At 64.9% G+C, this 20,783-nt stretch carries 13 protein-coding genes; 11 read left to right on the top strand and 2 right to left on the bottom strand.

Features of this window, described 5'->3' with window-relative positions; genetic code table 11:
* The first annotated feature begins 53 nt into the window (after positions 1-53).
* From sodB to pcaF, 4 genes are all read left to right on the top strand, one after another.
* On the top strand, positions 54-632 hold the full coding sequence (sodB, locus tag VCS63_RS17245; RefSeq protein ID WP_042794197.1) for a superoxide dismutase [Fe]: 579 nt from the start codon (positions 54-56) through the stop codon (positions 630-632).
* A gap of 277 nt (positions 633-909) precedes the next feature.
* Complete coding sequence (locus tag VCS63_RS17240) at positions 910-2,601, top strand: methyl-accepting chemotaxis protein (protein ID WP_323880495.1); 1,692 nt, start codon at positions 910-912, stop codon at positions 2,599-2,601.
* Positions 2,602-2,673: 72 nt separating this feature from the next.
* Positions 2,674-4,068, top strand: coding sequence for a chloride channel protein (locus VCS63_RS17235; RefSeq protein ID WP_323880493.1), 1,395 nt, complete (start codon positions 2,674-2,676; stop codon positions 4,066-4,068).
* A gap of 163 nt (positions 4,069-4,231) precedes the next feature.
* Positions 4,232-5,437, top strand: a complete 1,206-nt coding sequence (gene pcaF / locus VCS63_RS17230) for a 3-oxoadipyl-CoA thiolase (RefSeq protein ID WP_063642370.1) — start codon at positions 4,232-4,234, stop codon at positions 5,435-5,437.
* 111 nt (positions 5,438-5,548) lie between these two features.
* Here the strand turns inward: pcaF and VCS63_RS17225 are convergent, their stop codons facing one another.
* Positions 5,549-6,052 (bottom strand): DUF192 domain-containing protein, encoded by a 504-nt coding sequence (locus VCS63_RS17225; RefSeq protein ID WP_042794194.1) that lies wholly within the window; start codon positions 6,050-6,052, stop codon positions 5,549-5,551.
* A 93-nt stretch (positions 6,053-6,145) separates the two neighbouring features.
* A complete protein-coding gene (locus tag VCS63_RS17220) occupies positions 6,146-6,391 on the bottom strand; it encodes a cold-shock protein (RefSeq protein ID WP_006220277.1) in 246 nt (81 codons plus the stop codon).
* A 225-nt stretch (positions 6,392-6,616) separates the two neighbouring features.
* On the opposite strand from VCS63_RS17220, the gene clpS reads away from it, so the two are divergent.
* From clpS to VCS63_RS17185, 7 genes are all read left to right on the top strand, one after another.
* Positions 6,617-6,931, top strand: coding sequence for an ATP-dependent Clp protease adapter ClpS (gene clpS, locus VCS63_RS17215; RefSeq protein ID WP_006383989.1), 315 nt, complete (start codon positions 6,617-6,619; stop codon positions 6,929-6,931).
* 160 nt (positions 6,932-7,091) lie between these two features.
* Entirely contained in the window at positions 7,092-12,296 is a 5,205-nt protein-coding gene (locus tag VCS63_RS17210; RefSeq protein WP_416379199.1) for an alpha-2-macroglobulin family protein, read from the top strand.
* Complete coding sequence (gene pbpC / locus VCS63_RS17205; protein WP_112965835.1) at positions 12,293-14,515, top strand: penicillin-binding protein 1C; 2,223 nt, start codon at positions 12,293-12,295, stop codon at positions 14,513-14,515. Before VCS63_RS17210 ends, pbpC begins: the two co-directional genes overlap by 4 nt.
* A gap of 55 nt (positions 14,516-14,570) precedes the next feature.
* Entirely contained in the window at positions 14,571-16,883 is a 2,313-nt protein-coding gene (gene clpA / locus VCS63_RS17200) for an ATP-dependent Clp protease ATP-binding subunit ClpA (protein ID WP_063642516.1), read from the top strand.
* Positions 16,884-16,891: 8 nt separating this feature from the next.
* Positions 16,892-18,208 (top strand): paraquat-inducible protein A, encoded by a 1,317-nt coding sequence (locus tag VCS63_RS17195; RefSeq protein ID WP_063642373.1) that lies wholly within the window; start codon positions 16,892-16,894, stop codon positions 18,206-18,208.
* Positions 18,209-18,247: 39 nt separating this feature from the next.
* Complete coding sequence (locus VCS63_RS17190) at positions 18,248-19,912, top strand: intermembrane transport protein PqiB (protein WP_042794192.1); 1,665 nt, start codon at positions 18,248-18,250, stop codon at positions 19,910-19,912.
* Between the two features lie 5 nt (positions 19,913-19,917).
* Positions 19,918-20,634 (top strand): PqiC family protein, encoded by a 717-nt coding sequence (locus VCS63_RS17185; RefSeq protein WP_082900617.1) that lies wholly within the window; start codon positions 19,918-19,920, stop codon positions 20,632-20,634.
* Positions 20,635-20,783: the final 149 nt, after the last annotated feature.

Genomic DNA, 20,783 nt, shown 5'->3' with positions numbered 1-20,783 from the left:
GTTGCCGATACAATTGAACGGCTTGATCGTGCACTCAACAGAAGGAACCTCACATGGCACATACTCTTCCCCCCCTGCCTTACGAACTGGACGCACTGGCTCCGCACATCTCCAAGGAAACGCTGGAGTTCCACTACGGCAAGCATCACCAGACCTACGTCACGAACCTGAACAACCTGATCCCGGGCACGGAATTCGAAACGTTGTCGCTGGAAGACATCGTGAAGAAGTCCTCGGGTGGCATTTTCAACAACGCCGCTCAGGTCTGGAACCACACGTTCTACTGGAACAGCCTGGCTCCCAAGGCCGGCGGCGCTCCGACCGGCAAGCTGGCTGACGCCATCAACGCCAAGTGGGGCAGCTTCGACGCTTTCAAGGAAGCCTTCAACAAGTCGGCCGCCGGCAACTTCGGTTCGGGCTGGACCTGGCTGGTCAAGAAGGCCGACGGCTCGGTCGACATCGTCAACACCAGCAACGCCGCCACCCCGCTGACCACGGCCGACAAGCCGCTGCTCACCTGTGATGTGTGGGAACACGCCTACTACATCGACTACCGCAATGCCCGTCCCAAGTACCTGGAAAACTTCTGGGCCCTGGTGAACTGGGAATTCGCTGCCAAGAACTTCGCCTGATAGGCGAATTCAGGCCCGCCGCGGCATTGCGCCGCGGCCTGCTGCAAACCCCATGCGCAAGCCTGGGGTTTTCTTTTTGTTCAGCAAAAATTCAGCTTTCGAAATCCCTGTCGATTGTCGAATTCATTGCGGCGAAATAACGTGTAAACCGCCTTTTCTTTCGGGTAATCCCTAGGTTTTCCAACAACTATCGTTGGCGCCGGTCTGCGACTGAACCACGGGGTTCACGACTGCGGCATGCCCGCCATAAACCGTGGTAATTACAGGGAAGGGAAGCATGTTGCGGTTTTTTTCGGGTTTGCGCATCGGCGCGCGCCTGTCAGGCGCGTTTTTGCTGGTGGCGGTAATAGGCGGTGCGATCGGGGCCTTCGGTGTCTGGGGTCTGGCGCGCATCAATGAAATGAACGACCGGCTGTACGACACCGAGCTGCGTGGCATCTCGGACATCAAGGAAGCCAATATCAACCTGATCTACGCGGGCCGGGCCCGCAACGGCTATCTGGCCGCATCCACCGATCAGGAGCGGCAGGCGCTGCGCAAGCAGTTCGACGACGCCGTCGCCAACATGGACGGCCTGCGTGAAAAGGCCGCAGCCAATTTCTATTCTGAAGAGGGCAAGCGCCTGCTGGCGCAGTTCACCGAGACCGAGCAGGTCTGGAAGCGCGAATCCGCCGCATTCTTCGCCGCCGCCCAGGCCCGTCCGCTGACCCAGGCCGATCCGCGCGTGGCCGAGATCGAGGCGCGCGTGATCGCCTCGTCGCAGAAGCTGGACGACCTGATGACGACCCTGGCCAAGGCCAAGGAAGACGTCGCCGCACAAACGGTGCAGAACGGCACGGACCTGTATGAAACGCTGCGCGCAGTCATGATCCTGCTTGCGGTGATCGGCGTGGCGGTCGGCATGCTGCTGGGCTGGCTGGTGACGCGCGGCATCGTGCGTCCGCTGGAACAGGCGGTGACGGCCGCGCGCCAGGTTGCGGCTGGCGACCTGACGACCGACATCCAGGTTGCCACGCGCGACGAAACCGGCGACCTGATGGGGGCGCTCAAGACCATGAACGAAAGCCTGGCGCGTATCGTCAAGGACGTGCGTGACGGTTGCGAGAGCATCGCTTCGGCCTCGTCGCAAATCGCACAGGGCAACGCCGATCTGTCGCAGCGCACCGAAGAGCAGGCTTCGTCCCTGGAGGAAACCGCCGCGTCGATGGAGCAGCTGACCAGCACCGTGCAGCAAAACGCCAACAACGCCAGCGAGGCTGACCGCCTGGTCAATCAAGCCTCCACCGTGGCAGTCCGCGGGGGTGAGGTCGTGGAGGGCGTGGTGCAAACCATGAGCGCGATTTCCGACAGTTCGCGGCGCATTGCGGAAATTACCGGCGTGATCGACGGCATAGCATTCCAGACCAACATCCTGGCGCTCAACGCCGCCGTGGAAGCGGCGCGGGCGGGCGAGCAGGGCCGCGGCTTTGCCGTGGTCGCGGGCGAAGTGCGCACGCTGGCGCAGCGCTCGGCCGTGGCCGCGAAGGAAATCAAGGCCTTGATCGACGAGTCGGTTACCCGCGTCGAGGGCGGCACGCGCCAGGTCGATGAGGCAGGCCGGACCATGCGCGAAGTGGTGGACAGTGTGCGTCAGGTCGCCACGCTGGTGCGGGAAATCGCCAGCGCTTCGGAAGAGCAGTCCGCCGGCATCGGCCAGGTCAACCAGGCCGTGGCGCAGATGGACACGGTGACCCAGCAGAACGCGGCGCTGGTGGAAGAGGCGGCCGCGGCGGCCGCCAGCATGCAGGAACAGGCTACCCGCCTGGCCCAGGAAGTGCGCCGCTTCAAGGTGGAGGCAGGCGGCGGATCTGCCCGCGAAGCCCAGGCCCGCCTGGTGCAGGCTGTGCCCGCGCCGCCGCGCAAGCCCGCGGTCGCCGTGGCGCGCCCCGCGCTGGCGCAAGCTTCGGACGACGACTGGTCGACGTTCTGATCCTGCGCTTTGGGCTGTTGGTCAGGAGCGAATGGTAAGGTTAGCCACTTTCAACCGCGCCGGCTCCTGCCCATGAACCTGCCCGACCCTCTACGCCGGCTTTTGGCCGGCCCGCGCCGATGGGCGCATCGCAAGGTGCGCCAGATCAATCGCCTGTCGCGCAAGAGCGTGCAGATGGGACTGCTGCTCGGGGGCGCTGGCCTGGTGGCGTTGATGTCGCTGGGCTTTGCCTATCTGGCCGACAAGGCGCTGGAGTGGAATCGGGAGTGGGTGGCCTACAACGGCTGGCTGGCTCTGCTGGTCCTGCCCCTGAGCCTGGCTGCCTTGCGTTGGCTGACCCTGCGTTTTGCACCAAACGCCTCTGGCAGCGGCATTCCCCAGGTCATTGGCGCCTTGTCGCTGCCGCCGGGCCCCAGCCAGAACAGCCTGGTCGCCTTGGGGCAGACCCTCTGGAAGATTCCCCTTGCTTTCTTCGGCATGCTGGCGGGTGCATCGATTGGCCGCGAGGGGCCGTCGGTCCAGGTGGGCGCCGCCCTCATGCTGGCCTGGGGCGACTTCTGGAAGCGGCGCGGCGTGCAGCTGCGCGGTTTTCATGCCAATGAGCTGATCGCCGCCGGCGCCGCGGGCGGCCTGGCCGCCGCTTTCAATGCGCCGCTGGCCGGCGTCATCTTCGCAATCGAGGAGCTGGGCAGGGGTACGGTGTTGCGTTGGCAGCGGCTGGTCCTGATCGGGGTGTTGGCCTCGGGCTTCCTGGTTGTGGCCGTGGTGGGCAACAACCCGTATTTCGGCGTATTTGGCGGCGCGCCGCTCACCCATGGCATGGTGATGTGGGTGACCATTTGCGCCGCCCTCAATGGCGCGTTGGGCGGCATTTTCGCCCGCTTGCTCGGCAAAGGGGCGGCCGGCAGCGCTCCGCTGTCCTGGCGTGCCTGGATCCGCGCGCATCCGATCTGGACGGCCTTCATCATGGGGCTGATCCTGGCGGTGATCGGCTTGTCCACGGCCGGCAGCGTCTATGGCACGGGCTATGGCGTGGCGGCGGACCTGCTGTCAGGGAAGGATACGGCGCCGGCCAGCTTCGGCTTGGCCAAGCTGGCCGCGACCGTCGCCTCCTATTGGGCCGGCATTCCTGGAGGTATCTTCACGCCGGCCCTGACCACCGGGGCGGGCATCGGCCATCACATCTGGCAACTGGCGGGAGAGGGCGTCGACCACCGCGTGCTGGTATTGATTTCCATGGCCGCTTTCCTGGCTGCCGCGACCCAGGCGCCGCTTACCGCCAGCGTGGTGGTGATGGAAATGACGGGCAGCCAGCCCATGCTGTTCTGGCTGCTGGTCGGATCCTTGCTGGCCTCTGGCGTGTCGCGCCAGTTCTGCCCGCAACCGTTCTATCACCTGGCCGCGGGGCGTTTCCGCAGGCAGGCCATCGTGGACGCGGCGCGCGCCGCCAGACCGCCCGCGGCCTGATCCCGGCCGCGTGCCCCGTCGCGGTGCCTGGGGGCACGCTTAGGGTGAACAGCCATTGGACACTGTCCGTGGGGCGGACATCCCGCAAGTGCACCAACTTGGCGCGAAAGCGCTGCGTTAAGATCGGCCGATCCGGTTTTTTCTCACTTACTTCGAGCTTCCCATGACCGTGCATGCTTATATCTGTGATGCGATCCGCACCCCCTTCGGCCGCTACGGCGGCGCGCTGGCTTCCGTGCGCCCCGACGATCTCGCTGCCGTAGCCATCAAGGCGCTGGTGGCACGCAATCCCGGCGTGCGCTGGGAAGAACTGGACGACGCGATCATGGGTTGCGCCAACCAGGCCGGTGAAGACAACCGTAACGTGGCCCGCATGGCGACGCTGTTGGCCGGCTTGCCGATCGAAGTGCCCGGCGCCACCGTCAACCGCCTGTGCGGTTCGGGGCTGGACGCCATCGGCAGTGCTGCGCGCGCCATCCGCGCGGGTGAAGCCGGCCTGATGCTGGCTGGCGGCGTGGAAAGCATGAGCCGCGCGCCTTTCGTCATGGGCAAGGCTGACAGCGCGTTCTCGCGCAGCGCCGCCATCTACGACACCACCATCGGCTGGCGTTTCATCAACAAACTGATGAAAGCGCAGTACGGCGTGGATTCGATGCCCGAAACGGCCGAGAACGTTGCCGACGATTTCAAGATCAACCGCGAAGACCAGGACTTGTTTGCGCTGGCCAGCCAGCAGAAGACCGCGCGCGCGCAGCAGGAAGGCTTTTTCGACGCCGAGATCGTGCCGGTGTCGATCGCCCAGAAAAAGGGCGATCCCATCGTCGTCAGCAAGGACGAGCACCCGCGTGAAACCAGCCTGGAATCGCTGGCCAAGCTGAAGGGCGTGGTCCGCGAAGGCGGTACCGTCACGGCAGGCAATGCTTCGGGCGTGAACGACGGCGCCGCTGCGCTGCTGCTGGCCGACGAAAAAGGTGCCGCCCGTCACGGCCTGACCCCGCGCGCCCGCGTGGTCGGCATGGCCACCGCCGGCGTTGCTCCGCGCATCATGGGCATCGGCCCGGCGCCGGCCACGCTGAAAGTGCTGGCGCAGACCGGCCTGAAGCTGGAGCAAATGGACGTTATCGAGCTGAACGAGGCGTTCGCCGCCCAGGGCTTGGCCGTGCTGCGCCAGTTGGGCATTGCCGACAACGACCCGCGCGTAAATCCCAATGGCGGCGCGATCGCCCTGGGTCACCCGCTGGGCGCCAGCGGCGCGCGTCTGGCTACCACCGCGATCAACCAGTTGCACCGCACCGGCGGCCGCTATGCGCTGTGCACCATGTGCATCGGCGTGGGCCAGGGCATCGCGCTGATCATCGAGCGCGTGTAATCGCCCGAGGCGGCAGGCCGCTTGCGGTCCGTTCCTCGCAGGAACGAAAAAGGGAGCCTTCGTGGCTCCCTTTCCGTTGTTGTGTGATGCCGGCTGGGCGCGGCGCCAGCTTCAGGGCAGGCCGTCCAGCTTTTTGCCGGCCTTGATTCCGTGCTGCTCGAACCAGCCCTGCGCCATTTCGAGGGCGTAGCGCACCGGCTTCTTGGCGCAATGCGGATCCTCGGTCTGGGGCGCCATGTCCTCGATGTTGACGATCGTGCCATCGTCGGCGATAAAGGCAATCGAGAGCGGCAGGATGGTATTGCGCATCCAGAAGCACTGCACGTCGGGCTGTTCGAAGACAAAGAGCATGCCGTCGTTGCCGGGCAGCTCCTTGCGGAACATCAGGCCGTCTCGCCGGGTGGCTTCCGTGTTCGCGACTTCTGCGCGGATAATATGGATGCCGGCCGAAAGTTGGGTAGTGGGCAGAGGGGCTTGCGGGCCAGTCTGTTGCGCGCCGGCAACCGCAGGCAAGGCCAGCGCAATGGCGGCCAGGGCTTTCGGCAGGAGGTTTCTGAAGAACGCTGTCTTGAACAACGTGAGGCTGACAGGAAATAAAACGGCGTTCTTGGGCATGACCTGGCGCAATGAATGAAAAATAACAAGGCGGGGCCCGAAAGCCCCGCCTGAATAATGGCGCAACCTTACCGTTGCGCTTTAAAGGGTAACTCAGGCAGCCGTGATATTAAGTGCCTGTTTGCCTTTGGGCCCCTGAATAATCTCGAAGGCCACTTTCTGGCCTTCTTTCAGGGTTTTAAAACCATTCATCTGGATGGACGAAAAATGGGCGAACAGATCTTCACCGCCGTCGTCGGGCGTAATGAAGCCGAACCCCTTTGCATCGTTGAACCATTTGACGGTGCCCGTCGATTTGGGATTGTCCCCTTGGACGGCGGTTGCGGTCGTATCAGACATGCGGACTGCCTCATTGAATCGTATGTTGACGAAGGGCATCGCGGCCTAGACCCCTGTCCCCCCTCCGGCTTCCTGGCAGATTTTCGATGCGTTGAAAACCCCAGAATGCGTGGATAATGCGCCGCTTTTCTTTGCGGCGTCAAGTATGGAAACTACGCATTTCTACGTGTAATTTTCCGTAAGTTGCACGCTAGCCGTCCCCAGTTTAAATAGAATAGCGGCCCTATGAGTTCTACCTTGGATACCCAGCATGATTTGGCCGTCGAGAAGGCGCCGGCGCGCGCCGCGCCGCCTCCGATGTATCAGGTCCTGCTGCTGAACGACGACTACACCCCGATGGAGTTCGTCGTGAAAGTACTGCAAAAGTTCTTCAATAAGAATCACGAAGAGGCTACGAGGATCATGTTGCAGGTGCATCACGAAGGGCGTGGAGTATGCGGGGTGTATCCCCGGGACCTCGCCGCGACACGCATCGCGCAGGTAGCCCAATACGCACGGGCACGCCAGCACCCCCTGCAATGCGTGATGGAACCCGTCTGAATCCCAGCATCCAATGCGCCGCCTGTCATGGCGGCGTTGTGTTGTCAGGTTATTTTGAAAAGTAGTATCCGCGCACCGGAGAAGCGCGCGGAGTGATCAGGTCGGCAGCTCCGCCGCAAAGGAGCGGTGCGTCTGAATTTGAGTGAGCGGGAGATTTACCGTGAGTGGAAAGATCAGCAAGGCCTGGCTGGCGACAGCCGGGGTCGTTGTATTGGCCGGCGCCATCGGCGTGGGCTGGTGGATGGGCAAGGAACGCCAGCCCGCCAATCCGGCGCCAGCCGTCGTGTCGCAGCCTGCGCCTGCGGCGGGCGGCGGCGGCGACGCCAAGCCCGCCTTGCCTGCCAGCGCCGTGGTTGGCGCAGCCGATCCGTTCGCGGCGCTTTCCTGCCAGCCTCGCCAGTACAACGATACGCTGGCGCTGGCGGTGACTTTCACGCAACCGGTAGACGCCAAGGCCAATCTGGACGGCTTTCTGCAGGTGACGGATACCGGCACCGCGACCGATCGGGACACGGAATCGGCCGCCACCAACGGCGATCAGCCGGCCTCGGTACGGCCGGGCGACTCGGCGCCCAAGGGCAAGATCCTGAAGGGCAACTGGGTGGTGGGCGACAACCCCCGCATGGTTTATTTCCCCTATGTGCAGCCGCAGCGTTCCTACGCGATCTCGGTGCGCGCCGGGCTGCCTGGCGCAGGCGCCGGGGTCAAGCTGGCGGACGCATCGAACTGCGAGGTGAATACGCAGGCCATGCCGCCGTCGTTCTATTTCGCCAGCCGCGGCGTGGTGTTGCCGGCCGGGCAGAATGGCGGCCTGCCGGTGGCCACGGTGAACGTGTCTGAAGTGGACGTGCAGTTTCTGCGCGTGTCGCCGGAACGCGTGCCGGAGCTGTTCGACACAGTTCTGGGCGTAGGCCGCAGCAGCGCCTCCGCCGATGAAGAAGACGACGGTGGCAGCGAAGAGGACGGTTGGCGCTATTCCGACAATCGCAGCCTGAAAGGCTCGGTCAGCAACTGGGACCTGGACCGCCTGAATTCGCTGACGACCAGCGTCTATCAAGGCCGCTTCCTTACCGACGATAAGCCCAACCGCCGTCATGTGACGTTCTTGCCGGTCGAAGGCATCAAGGAACTGCAGGAGCCTGGCATCTACATCGCGGTGATGAGCCAGCCTGGCCGTTTCCGTTACGAATACCAGGTGACGTATTTCTACGTCAGCGACATCGGTCTGCACGCGCGCCGCTACAGCGACCGCATCGAGGCGTATTCCGTCTCCCTGAAGAGCGGCACCGCGATCTCGGGCGCCGTGTTCGAACTGGTCGACGGCGCAGGCAAGTCGCTGGCCAAGGCCGCCGCGGATGGCCAAGGCCATGTGCGCTTTGACGGCAGTTTCGCCAATGCGCGCGTCATCCGCGCCTCGCGCGACAAGGAAATGACGGTGCTGGCCCTGGGCGAACCCGCCCTGGACCTGTCGGAATTCGATACTGGCGGCCATATTTCCCGCCCCAACAACCTGTTTGTCTATGCCGGCCGAAATCTGTACCGCCCCGGCGAAACCTTCAATGTGTCGGTGCTGCCGCGCGACCTGGACGGCCGCGTGCTGACGCCGTCGCCCCTGACGGCCACCATCAAGCGCCCCGATGGCCGCACGGTGTTGACCACGCTGTGGCAGCCCAGGAAGGACCTGCCGGGTTACATCGAGCGCAGCATCGATCTGCCCCTGGACGCGCAGACGGGCACCTGGATGCTGGAACTGCGCGTGGACCCCGCGTCGCGCGCGCCGGACGCGTCCTGGAAGTTCCAGGTCGAGGAATTCTTGCCCGAGCGCATGAAAATGGCGCTGACCTCCGGACAGGAAGTGCTGTCGCCGGACGAAACCCTGACCGTGGACGTGCAGGGCGATTATCTCTACGGCGCGCCCGCCGCCGGCAACCGCCTGCTGTCCAGCTTCCAGGTCAAGCGCGACCGTTATGCGTTGCCCCAGGAATGGCCAGGCTTCATTTTCGGCGACGTTGCCGACGATGCTCGCCGCCACTTCGAGGAACTGCCCGAAACGGCTCTGGACGACAAGGGCCGGGGCGAACTTGAGGTCGATCCTCGCACGAGCGGCACGCGTTCGCCCATGAAGGTGCGCGTGTCGGCCAGCCTGCTGGAATCCGGCGGCCGCCCCGTGGTGCGCTCGATCGAGCGCAGTGTCTGGCCCGCCGATCGCCTGATCGCCGTGCGTCCGCAGTTTGACGGCGACGTGGCCCGCGAAGGCGCGCCCGCCGGCTTTGAAGTGCTGCGCGTGGATGCGCAAGGCAAGATCGCGCCGCTCGCACAGGCGCAAATGCGCCTGTACCGCGAAGAGCGCCAGTATTACTGGCGTTTCGATGACCAACGCGGCTGGAACAGCGGCTATACCGAAACCGAGGAATTGGTGGATTCGCGCGAAATCGCGCTGAACGACCGCGCCCAGCTGACCGTGCCGGTGAAGTGGGGCCGTTACCGCCTGGAAATCGCGGATCCGGAAACCGGCCAGACCATGCGCTACCGCTTCTATGCGGGTTGGAACGCGCAGGACGCCGATGCCATGGGCAACCGTCCCGACCGCGTGCAGATGAAGCTTGAAGGCGTGCCGGCCAAGCCGGGCGATACCGTCAAGCTGACCCTGACTCCGCCGCATGACGGCCAGGCGCTCATCACCGTCGAAGGCGACCGCATGCTGTGGTCGACCTGGGTGGCCGTGAAGGCGACGGGCACGCAGGTCGAGATCCCCGTTGATAAAAGCTGGAAGCGTCACGACCTGTACATCGCGGCTGCGGTGTTCCGTCCCGGTAGCGAAGGCGATCGCGTGACGCCGGCGCGCGCGCTGGGCCTGACCTTCCTGCCCATTGCCAGCGCCGACCGCAAGCTGGACGTCAAGCTGACGGCCGCCGCCAAGGCCGTGCCGGAGACCAAGACGACCGTGCGCGTCAAGGTCGACGGCGCCCAGGGCAAGCAGGCCACGGTGACCCTGTCCGCCGTGGACGTCGGTATCCTGAACATCAACCAGTACCGCACGCCCGACCCGCTGGATTACTTCTTCGGCAAGCATCGCTACGCGCCCGAATTGCTGGACATGTACGGCAAGCTGATCGAGAAGATGGACGGCACCAAGGGCAAGCTGAAGTGGGGCGGCGACGCCGCCATGCGCGGCGACAGCAAGAGCCTGCCCAAGAAGGTCAAGCTGGTCGACCTGTTCTCGGGCCCGGTGACGCTGAATGCGCAAGGCGAGGCGGACATCCCGCTGGACCTGCCCGACTTCAACGGCACGCTGCGCCTGATGGCGGTGGCGTTCACGCCCGACAACTATGGCAGCACCGACACCGAAATGGTGGTGGCGGCGCCCATCGTGGCCGAGCTGAACACGCCGCGTTTCATTACGCCGGGCGACCAGGCTGCGATCGCGCTGGATGTGACCAACCTGAGCGGCGCCGAACAGAAGGTGACGGTCAAGCTTGAAGCGCTGGACCCGTTGGGCATTGTGGACGGCGTCAAGACCGTGACCCTGAAGGACAAGCAGCGCACCACGCTGCGCTTCACTGCGACCACCACGGGCTCGTACGGCCTGGGCCTGATGCGCCTGACCGTCGACGGGCAGGGCGGTGGCAAGCCCGTGCGCATCGTGCGCGAGTCCGTACTGCAGGTGCAACCCGCCTACGCGGCGGAGCGCCAGGTGCGCCGCCTGCGCCTGAACCCGGGCGAGACCAACGCGCCGCAGGCGTCTTGGGTGGCTTCCTACTACCCTGATTCGACCACGGTCAGCATGACGGTATCGAACCGTCCGCCGATCAACGTCAACCGCCTGGTCGAAGGACTGCTCAACTACCCCTACGGTTGCACCGAGCAGACCATCAGCGCGACCCTGCCGTGGGTCATGCTCGATGAGGCCGCAGCCAAGCAGTTCGGCCTCAAGCCGCGCACGCAGGCCGAGCGCGAAGCCAAGGTGGCCGGCGCGATCGGCCGCCTGGCGGGCATGCGCAACGTCGTCGGTTCTTACAATCTGTGGAGCAGTTCGTCCTCGCGCGACGTGTGGCTGACGGCCTACGCCGTCGGCTTCATGCAGGACGCCCGCGACAACGGTTTCGAAGTGCCCGAAGCATCGCTGGACCGTTCGCGTCAGTGGCTGCTGGAGCAGGTGCAGCAGAGCTCTGGCGCGTTCGGCACCTGGTCGGCCAACCTGAAGCGCAATGTCGAATCCGGACGTTACGATTCCAACGACGCCAACATTCTGCGGGAAGATCACCGCCGCTTTGCCGGCCTGGCCACGGCCGCCCTGGCGCTGGCGCGCGACAAGAAGGCGCCGCTGTCCACGGTGCGCCAGCTGTACGACAACTACCAGGAGCGTGCCCGTTCGCCGCTGCCGCTGGTCCAGCTGGCGGCAGCGTTCAAGCTCATGGGCGACGAAGGGCGCATGAAGAGCGCGCTCGATCAGGCCATGGCGCGGGAGTACGGTTTGAACACCCGCCGCAACTCCGGCTATTACGACGAATGGCTGGGCGACTACGGCAGCAGCGTGCGTGACTACGCGCTGGCCTATGCGATTGCCAACAAGTACGAGCTGCATCATGAGCGCCTGGACAACTTGCTGACGCAGTTGGCTTCGCGCCTGGGCAACCGCTCGTACCTGTCGACGCAAGAGCAGATGTCCCTGCTGCTGGCCGCCCGGGCCATGGGCGGCGACAAGGCCACGCCCTGGTCCGCTACGTTGACCGTCAACGGTTCCACCAAGGCGCTCGCTGGCGGCACCAGCGACCAGACCGTGTCGCTGTCGGCGGCCGACCTGGCCGGCGTGCAGTTGCTGAACACCGGCAGCCAGTCCCTGTTCGTCGAATACGACATCCAGGGCAGTCCCACCACCGCGCCCGCGCCGCGCAATGACGTGATCCAGCTCAAGCGCGGCTGGTACCGTCCGGACGGCCGCCCATGGGATGGCGGCAGCCTGCAGACCGGCGACATGCTGGTGGTGTGGGTGCAGGCCAGCGCTAACCAGAACATCCCGGATGGCTTGCTGGTGGACCGCGTGCCGGCGGGTTTTGAAGTCGAAAACCTGAACCTGTCGCAAAGCCCCGAGATGCAGGAATGGACCATCGGCGGACGCCGCGTTGCGGAAGCCATGTCCGATCCCAACATCAAGCACCGCGAATTCCGCGACGACCGTTATGTGGCCGCTGTGTCGCTGGGGCGCGGCAAGGTGGACGTGTTCTACCTGGTGCGGGTGGTGACGCCGGGCCGCTACGCGGTGCCGTCGACGGTGGCCGAAGACATGTACCGGCCTGAGATCCGGGGCGTAGGCGAGCAATGGAGCACGGTAGAGATCCGCGATCGCGGCGCCAAGCGTCCTTGAACCCCGCCGCCACCCCCGTGGCGGGCGCCTCGAGCGCCCGCCGCTGGCGGCGGCGAGGAATCTTCGCGGCCAGCGCGTTGTTTGCGCTGGCCGCGTTGTTATTCACGCTGGACCGCCTGTACCCCTTGCCGCCCGTTGATTCGGGCGGCGCGGCCGTTGTCGTTGCCGCCGACGGCACGCCGTTGCGCAACTATCCCAGCCGCGACGGCATCTGGCGCTATCCGGTCAAGCCTGATCAGGTGTCCGAGCGCTATCTGGAAACACTGCTTACCTACGAGGACCGCTGGTTCTACTGGCATCCGGGCGTCAACCCGGTGGCGATGGCGCGCGCGGGCTGGCAGTGGGCCACCAACCGCCGCATCGTATCGGGCGGTTCCACGCTGACCATGCAGGTTGCGCGGCTTATCGATCCGGAGTTGGCCGGCAAGCCTTCACGCTCGATGTCGGCGAAGTTGCGGCAAGCCTGGCGCGCGATCCAGCTGGAAATGCATTACAGCAAGGACGAAATCCTGTCGCTGTACCTGACCCACGCGCCCATGGGCGGCATCGTGGAAGGCGTGGAAATGGGTTCGCGGCTGTGGCTGGGCAAGCCAGCCCGGGACCTGAGTCCGGCGGAAGCGGCGATGCTGACGGCCTTGCCGCAGGCACCGTCGCGCCTGCGTCCCGACCGGCATCCGGACGCCGCCCAGGCCGCGCGGGACAAGGTGCTGGACCGTATGGTCGAACTCGGCCGCTGGACGCCGGCCGAGGTGGCCGACGCGAAGATCGAGAATGTGGTCGCGCCGCCGTTGCGGGCGCGCTGGCTGGCGCCCCTGGCCGCCCAGCGCCTGCTGCAGGAAGCGGGCAGCCAGCGCTCGGCCGGCCGGCGCCCCGGCGAACGGCCGGCGGTGATCACGTCCACCCTGGACGCCGACATGCAGGCGTCAGTGGAACGGATGTTGCAAGACCGGGTGGACGGCTTGCCGCCCAAGGTGTCGATGGCTGTGTTGGTGATGGACAACGACACGCTGGAGGTCAAGGCCTACGCAGGCTCAGCGGATTTTTCCGACGAGAGCCGGGCCGCCCACGTGGACATGGTGCGAGGCGTGCGTTCGCCGGGGTCCACGCTCAAGCCTTTCCTGTATGCGCAGGCGCTCGATGAGGGCCTGATCCACTCCGAAAGCCTGCTGATCGATGCGCCGATGTCATTTGGCGGTTACGCGCCAGGGAACTTCCAGGCGGCTTTCGCCGGTCCGATCAGCGTGGCCCAGGCCTTGCAGCGCTCGCTCAATGTCCCGGCCGTGGACCTCCTGGATCGCGTCGGACCCAGCAGTTTCGCCTCGGCCATGCTGGCCGGCGGGGTGCGGTTACGTTTACCTGCCGGCGCGGAACCCAATTTGAGCTTGATTTTGGGCGGGGGTGGCACCACATTGGAAGAACTGGTGGGCGCTTACCGGGCCCTGGCGCGCGGTGGCGTCTCCGGGCGGCCCCGCCTGCGGGCGGAGCAGCCTCGGGTCGAGTCCCGTATGATGAGCCCTGGCGCGGCCTGGATCGTCCGGGACATCCTGGAAAGCGGCGGGCACCCTGACCGGCCGTTTTACCAGTCGGGCAGTCCGGCGCGGCAACTGGCCTGGAAAACCGGGACGAGTTTCGGATTCCGGGATGCCTGGGCCGTCGGAGTGACCGACAGGTGGACGATCGGCGTCTGGGTCGGCCGTCCCGACGGCACGCCCAACCCCGGATTTTTCGGGGCAAACGTGGCGGCGCCGCTACTGCAGGATATTGTGTCGGCGTTGCCGGAAGGCGCGCAGCAGGTCCGCGTCAGGCCCGAAACGGTGCAGGCGGCGGTGACATGCTGGCCCTTGGGCTACAAGCTCGGCAGCGTGCCGTCCGGAGAGTGTCCGGAACAGCGCGCGGCCTGGGTGCTGAATGAAACGGCGCCGCCGTCGTTTGCCGGCTACGCCGATGCCTCGCGCGGTCCCTTGCGCCTGGGCGGCGTGGCCACCGGTTCGGTGCTGCGGCCAGTGCCCGGCGCACGCCAGGTGGCGCTGGACGTGGATGTGCAAGGAGCAGAAGGCGAAGTATGGTGGATGCTCGACGGGCGCGTGGTTGGTCATGGCGCGTCGGGTCATCCGTTTAATTTAGTGCTGGCCATGGATGGCCGGTATACGCTTACCGTCATGGATGCGCAAGGCCGCCACGACAGAGTGGTTTTTGAAATCGCTGGCGTTACGCCATGATCGGCATAGAATATGAATCGTGTATTTGCCCGCTTCGATGCGTTACGGAGGAAGCGTGATTTCTCAAGAGCTTGAAGTCAGCCTGCATATGGCTTTCGTCGAGGCCCGTTCGGCCCGGCATGAATTTATTACCGTCGAGCATCTGCTGCTGGCGTTGCTCGACAACGCTTCGGCCGTTGAAGTGCTGCGCGCCTGCGCTGCCAACCTGGATGACCTGCGCCGCAACCTGCGCCAGTTCGTCTCGGAGAACACCCCGGTCATCCCCAGCGGAGCCGAGGTCGACACGCAGCCCACGCTGGGTTTCCAGCGTGTGATCCAGCGCGCCATCATGCATGTATCGGCGGGAGGCACGGGCAAGAAGCCCGTCACCGGCGCCAACGTGCTCGTGGCCATTTTCGGCGAAAAGGATTCGCATGCCGTGTACTACCTGCAGCAGCAGGGGGTGACGCGGCTGGATGTCGTCAATTTTCTGTCGCATGGCATTACCAAACAGCCCCAGGTGGAGTCCGCGGCCGTGCAGAAAGAGCAGCAGACCAATGGTGAAGAACAGGGCGAATCTCGTCAGTCGCCGCTGGACCAGTACGCCACCGATTTGAACGCCGCCGCGCTGGCTGGACGCATCGATCCCCTCATCGGGCGCGAGCACGAAGTCGAGCGCGTGATTCAGGTGCTTTGCCGCCGCCGCAAGAACAACCCGCTGCTGGTCGGCGAGGCTGGCGTGGGCAAGACGGCAATCGCCGAAGGCTTGGCGTGGCGTATCACGCGCGGCGAAGTGCCGGAAATCCTGCAGGCCGCGCAGGTCTATTCGCTGGACATGGGCGCATTGCTGGCGGGCACCAAATACCGCGGCGATTTCGAACAGCGCCTGAAGGGCGTGCTCAAGCAGATTCGCGGCAATCCCGACGCCATCCTGTTCATCGATGAGATCCACACCCTGATCGGCGCCGGTTCGGCGTCGGGGGGCACGCTGGACGCGTCCAACCTCTTGAAGCCGGCCTTGTCTTCCGGGCAGCTCAAGTGCATCGGCGCGACCACCTATACCGAGTACCGCGGCGTCTTTGAAAAAGACCATGCGCTGTCGCGCCGTTTCCAGAAGATCGACGTGGCCGAACCCAGCGTCGAGCAAACGGTGCAGATCCTGCGCGGCTTGAAGAGCCGCTTCGAGGAGCACCACAGCGTGCGGTACTCGTCCGCCGCATTGTCAGCCGCGGCCGAACTGTCGGCCCGCTTCATCAATGACCGCCACCTGCCGGACAAGGCCATCGACGTGATCGACGAGGCCGGCGCAGCGCAGCGCTTGCTGCCGCGTTCCCGCCAGAAGAAGGTGATCGGCAAGGTGGACATCGAGAACATCGTGTCCAAGATTGCGCGCATCCCGCCGCAGTCCGTCTCCAACGACGACCGCAGCAAGCTGGCGACGCTGGACCGCGACCTGAAGACCGTGGTCTTCGGCCAGGACAATGCCATCGAAGCCCTGTCGGCCGCCATCAAGATGGCGCGTTCGGGCCTGGGCAAGCCGGAAAAGCCGATCGGCGCCTTTCTGTTCTCCGGCCCCACCGGCGTGGGCAAGACCGAAGTCGCGCGCCAGCTGGCGTTCACGCTGGGCGTGGAACTGCTGCGTTTCGACATGTCGGAATACATGGAACGGCACGCGGTGTCGCGCCTGATCGGCGCGCCTCCGGGCTACGTCGGTTTCGACCAGGGGGGGCTCCTGACCGAGGCCATCACCAAGCAGCCGCATTGTGTGCTGCTGCTCGATGAAATCGAAAAAGCGCACCCGGATGTGTTCAACATCCTGCTGCAGGTCATGGACCATGGCACGCTGACCGACAACAACGGCCGCAAGGCGGATTTCCGCAACGTCATCCTGATCATGACGACCAACGCGGGCGCCGAAACCTTGAATCGTCCGTCCATCGGTTTCGCCAATTCGCGTGTGGTGGGCGACGAAATGGCGGAAATCCGCCGCATGTTCACGCCCGAGTTCCGCAACCGCCTGGACGCGATCATCCCGTTCGCGCCGCTGGACCGCGAAATCATCCTGCGTGTGGTGGACAAGTTCCTCATGCAACTGGAAGACCAACTGCACGAGCGTCGCGTGGAAGCCATTTTCACCACGGGGTTGCGCGAGCATCTCGCCAAGGAAGGGTTCGATCCGCTGATGGGCGCCCGCCCCATGCAGCGCCTCATTCAAGACACCATCCGGCGCGCGCTGGCCGACGAGTTGCTGTTCGGCAAGCTGGTCGATGGCGGCACGGTGACGGTGGACCTGGACGAGGAGGGCAAGGTCAAGCTGGACTTCGACGAGAACGGCAAGCCGCCTTCGTCGGATGCGCCTGACAAGCAGGAAGTCGAATTGGTCGACTAGGGTACTCAATGACCGCGGACCGCCAGCCGCTGATCGAGTGCGAACACTGCGCGAGCATCTATCGCCGGCATCAGCTTGAACCTGGAGAGACCGCCAATTGCGCCCGCTGCGGTGCCATTTTGTGGCGCTACAGCGGGCTTACTTTGTCCAATTGGCTGGCGCTCGCCATTTCCGCCCTCATCGTGTTCGGGGTGGCCAATGCCTATCCCGTCGCGTCCATGTCCGTGCAGGGCATGACTCAGCAAGCGTCCCTGCTGGACGCCATTTCCATTACCTGGCGCCAAGGGCATTGGGTTGTGGCCGTCATGACGGGCCTGGCCGGCTTCGCGCTGCCCATGTTGCAGCTGAGCGTGCTGCTGTGGGTGCTGGGGCCGCTGTCGCGCGGACGCGAGCCCGCGGCCTTTCGCACGGCCATGCGCCTGTTGGGGGTGCTGCGGCCCTGGTGCATGGTTCCGGTATTCCTGCTGGGAGTGCTGGTGGCCGTGGTCAAGCTGGCCGGCATGGCGGCCGTGGCGCCGGGCATCGGGCTGGCCGCATTCGGCATTCTTACCATTCTGCTGACCATGCTGGGGCGCCTGTCGCCCCATGTGCTGTGGCGTTATGCCGAGTCGGTGGGCGTTGTGCCCGTGCACGTGCCGCAAGCGGGGCCCGACACCGTGCTGACCGGATGCCATGTCTGCGGCCAGGTGCAGGCGGTGCCGCGCGCGGGCGATCCGGAAGAAGAACACCATTGCGTGCGCTGCGACGCCCAGGTGCACTACCGCAAGCCCGACCATCTGGCGCGCACCTGGGCGCTGTTGCTGGCGGCGGTGGTGTTCTACATCCCCGCCAATGTATTGCCGGTGATGCAGGTCAGTTCCGTACTGGGTGACAGCGCCCACACCATCCTCGGTGGCGTGGTCGAGCTCTGGGAAATGGGCTCCTGGGATATCGCGCTGATCGTCTTCATCGCCAGTGTGGCGGTGCCCCTGACCAAGCTATTGGCGCTTATCCTGCTGCTCTTGACGGAGCAATGGCGCAGCACCACCAACCTGCGTCCGCGCACGCGCTTGTATCAAATGGTGGAGTTCATCGGCCAGTGGTCGATGCTGGACGTTTTTGTCGTTATATTGCTGGCGGCCTTGGCCGATTTCCAGGGCTTGATGGAGATCAGCGCCGGCGCGGGCGCAGCAGCCTTCGGCGTGGTCGTGATCCTGACCATGCTGTCCGCCATGAGTTTCGACCTGCGCCGGAGCTGGGATCTTGAAGAACAAAGTGAAATAGAATCGCCACCGGTGGAGGGCGGGCGCCAATCGGCGCCTGTTGCCGGCAAGGAAATGGGCTAGGAAGCGCCGCGGCTTCCGTCCACGAACAAGGAAGAGTAGATGTCCGAGCAAGCACCCGGATCTGGTGAAGAGAAGTTCGCGTCACCGGCGATCTCGCGCAAGAAGAAGAGCCGGATTTCATGGATCTGGCTGGTGCCCATCGTGGCGGCCCTGATGGGGTTGTCGCTGGTCGTGCGGACCTGGATGCAGGCCGGGCCGGACATATCCATCTCATTCAACACGGCCGAAGGGCTGGAAGTCGGCAAGACCCAGTTGCGCTACAAGGACGTGAACATCGGCACCGTGAAGTCCATTGGCTTCAATGAAGACCGCAGCAAGGTGGTGGTGCAGGCCGAGCTGTCCAAGGACGTGTCGGACCTGGCGCGCGAAGGCACCAACTTCTGGGTGGTGCGCCCGCGTCTGGATGTGAGTGGCGTGTCCGGTCTGGGCACACTGCTGTCGGGCGCCTATATCGGCGTGGACGCCGTCGAAGGCAAGGATAGTTCCAAGAAGGCGACCAAGCTGCATTTCGAAGGTCTGGAAGTGCCTCCGGCCGTCACGCATGACCGGGCCGGCAAGCGTTTCAAGCTCAAGGCGTCCGACCTCGGGTCCCTGGATATCGGGTCCCCCGTGTATTTCCGGCGCATCAACGTCGGCCGCGTGATCGGCTACGCGCTCGACGAAACCGGCAAGGCCGTGAACGTGGAAGTATTCGTGGACGCGCCCAACGACAAATTCGTTACCCAGGGAACGCGCTTCTGGAACGCCAGCGGCGTCGATTTCAGCGTCAATGCGGACGGACTCAAAGTGCGCACGCAATCGCTGGTGTCGATGGCGGTGGGCGGGGTGGCATTCGAGCCCGTCCTGACCGCGCGCGATTCCGGCAAGCAGGCGCAGGCCGACGCGCAGTTCGACCTGTATGCGACCGAGGCTGCCGCCAAGGCCAACCCGGACGGCGAAGCCTTCCCCATCCGCATGCGCTTTGACCAGTCAATCCGCGGTTTGACGGTGGGCGCGCCCATCGACTTCAGCGGTATCACGCTGGGCAACGTCACCCAGATCAACATGGACTTCGATCCGGTGGCCAAGCGCTTCTATTCGCTGGTGGACGCCACCTTGTATCCGGAGCGCCTGGGCCGCGTGTTCGACGAAGTCCGCGAACGCGCCGTGAAGGACGGCGACGTTGCCGGCGGCCGTCTGCTGGGCGGCATGGTCAAGCACGGCCTGCGCGCGCAGCTGCGTACCGCCAATCTCCTGACCGGCCAGCTGTATGTGGCGCTGGATGATTTCCCCAACGCCAAGCCGGTCGAATTCAAGATGTCGGATCCCGCCATGATCCCGACGGTGCCCGGCAACCTGGACCAGTTGCAGCAGCAGATCAGCAATATCGTTGCCAAGATCGAGAAGATACCGTTCGACAAGATCGGCGAGGACCTGCGCACCACGCTGGCCAGTACCTCCAAGCTCATGAACCGCCTGGACAAGCAAGTCGCGCCGGAAGCGCAGAACATGCTCAAGCAGGCCAAGGAGTCCATGGCGCAGGTCAATGCGCTGCTGGCCTCCGACGCTTCTCTGCCGGTCAACACGGAGAAGGCGATGCAGGAACTGGGCCGCGCGGCTCGTTCGCTGCGGGCCTTGGCCGACTTCCTGCAAGCTAATCCCGAGGCCCTGTTGCGCGGCCGCGGCCCAGACCCGATCCCCGGCGCCGGTCCTGTCAGGAACTGATACCCATGAATAGACGCCCATTCCCCTGCGCCCGCCAGGCGAGCCCGAGTTCCGAGCAAACGCGTGCCGCGGGCAAGCGAGTCTCCCGTTTGCGCCCGGTCCTGTCGTTGCTGGCGCTGTCGGCAGCGCTGGCTGGCTGCGGCGCCTCCTCTCCGGTGCACTACCACACTCTGCAAGCGCCGGCCGCTCAGGCGCCAGCCGCCAGTGTGGCTCCGGCCAGCTTCCTGATCGAGGTGCAACCCGTCAATATCTCGACGCAGGCGGACCAACCCCAGTTGATGGTGCGCACTGGCGAGGGCAGCTTGTCGGCGCTCTATTCCGAGCGCTGGAGCTCGCCGCTGGGCGACGAGCTGCGCGGCGCCCTGTCGGATGCGTTGAAGCGCGAGCTTGGCGCGCTGGACGTGCAGCTGGTCAAGCCGGGGCCGGGCGCCGCGGTCTGGCGGGTGCAGACCGACGTGCAGCGTTTCGAACTGGAGCCAGGACGCATGGCCCAGCTGGATGCAACCTGGCGTGTGCGGCCGGTCAATATGAAGGGGTCCGGCCTGCTGTGCCGCAGCGTGGTCACGGAATCGGTGACGGAAGACAGCGTGCCTGCGCTCATCGCCGCGCAACAGCGCGCGGTGGTCAGCCTGGCTGGCGCCATGGCTACGGCCATCCGAGGGCAAGCGCCGGGGGGCTCGGCTGCAGTCCAGATGCTGGGGTGCGCGGCGCTCAAGGATTAGCGCGAAAATTCCTTCCTGATCTCAAGTGGTTAACCTAGGGTTAACCATAGTGCAAACCAAGTTGCAACCTGTCTAGCATACGGTCCTACCCATGCTCGGTCTCCCGTGGACCCGGTATCACCATTGCCATGCGACAGGAAGCAATCTCT

This window comes from Achromobacter sp. D10, assembly GCF_035282245.1.
In the GTDB taxonomy this organism is placed as follows: domain Bacteria; phylum Pseudomonadota; class Gammaproteobacteria; order Burkholderiales; family Burkholderiaceae_B; genus Achromobacter; species Achromobacter insolitus.
The sequence above is the reverse complement of the archived record's forward strand: the minus strand, read 5'-3'. Positions and strand labels throughout refer to the sequence as shown.

Excerpts from the sequence above, each read along its gene's own strand:
- VCS63_RS17225 (WP_042794194.1), bottom strand. The coding sequence starts at position 6,052 with ATGCCCAAGAACGCCGTTTTATTTCCTGTCAGCCTCACGTTGTTCAAG.
- VCS63_RS17195 (WP_063642373.1), top strand. The coding sequence starts at position 16,892 with ATGACCGCGGACCGCCAGCCGCTGATCGAGTGCGAACACTGCGCGAGC.
- sodB (WP_042794197.1), top strand. The coding sequence starts at position 54 with ATGGCACATACTCTTCCCCCCCTGCCTTACGAACTGGACGCACTGGCT.
- VCS63_RS17235 (WP_323880493.1), top strand. The coding sequence starts at position 2,674 with ATGAACCTGCCCGACCCTCTACGCCGGCTTTTGGCCGGCCCGCGCCGA.
- VCS63_RS17190 (WP_042794192.1), top strand. The coding sequence starts at position 18,248 with ATGTCCGAGCAAGCACCCGGATCTGGTGAAGAGAAGTTCGCGTCACCG.
- clpS (WP_006383989.1), top strand. The coding sequence starts at position 6,617 with ATGAGTTCTACCTTGGATACCCAGCATGATTTGGCCGTCGAGAAGGCG.
- pcaF (WP_063642370.1), top strand. The coding sequence starts at position 4,232 with ATGACCGTGCATGCTTATATCTGTGATGCGATCCGCACCCCCTTCGGC.
- VCS63_RS17220 (WP_006220277.1), bottom strand. The coding sequence starts at position 6,391 with ATGTCTGATACGACCGCAACCGCCGTCCAAGGGGACAATCCCAAATCG.
- VCS63_RS17240 (WP_323880495.1), top strand. The coding sequence starts at position 910 with ATGTTGCGGTTTTTTTCGGGTTTGCGCATCGGCGCGCGCCTGTCAGGC.
- VCS63_RS17185 (WP_082900617.1), top strand. The coding sequence starts at position 19,918 with ATGAATAGACGCCCATTCCCCTGCGCCCGCCAGGCGAGCCCGAGTTCC.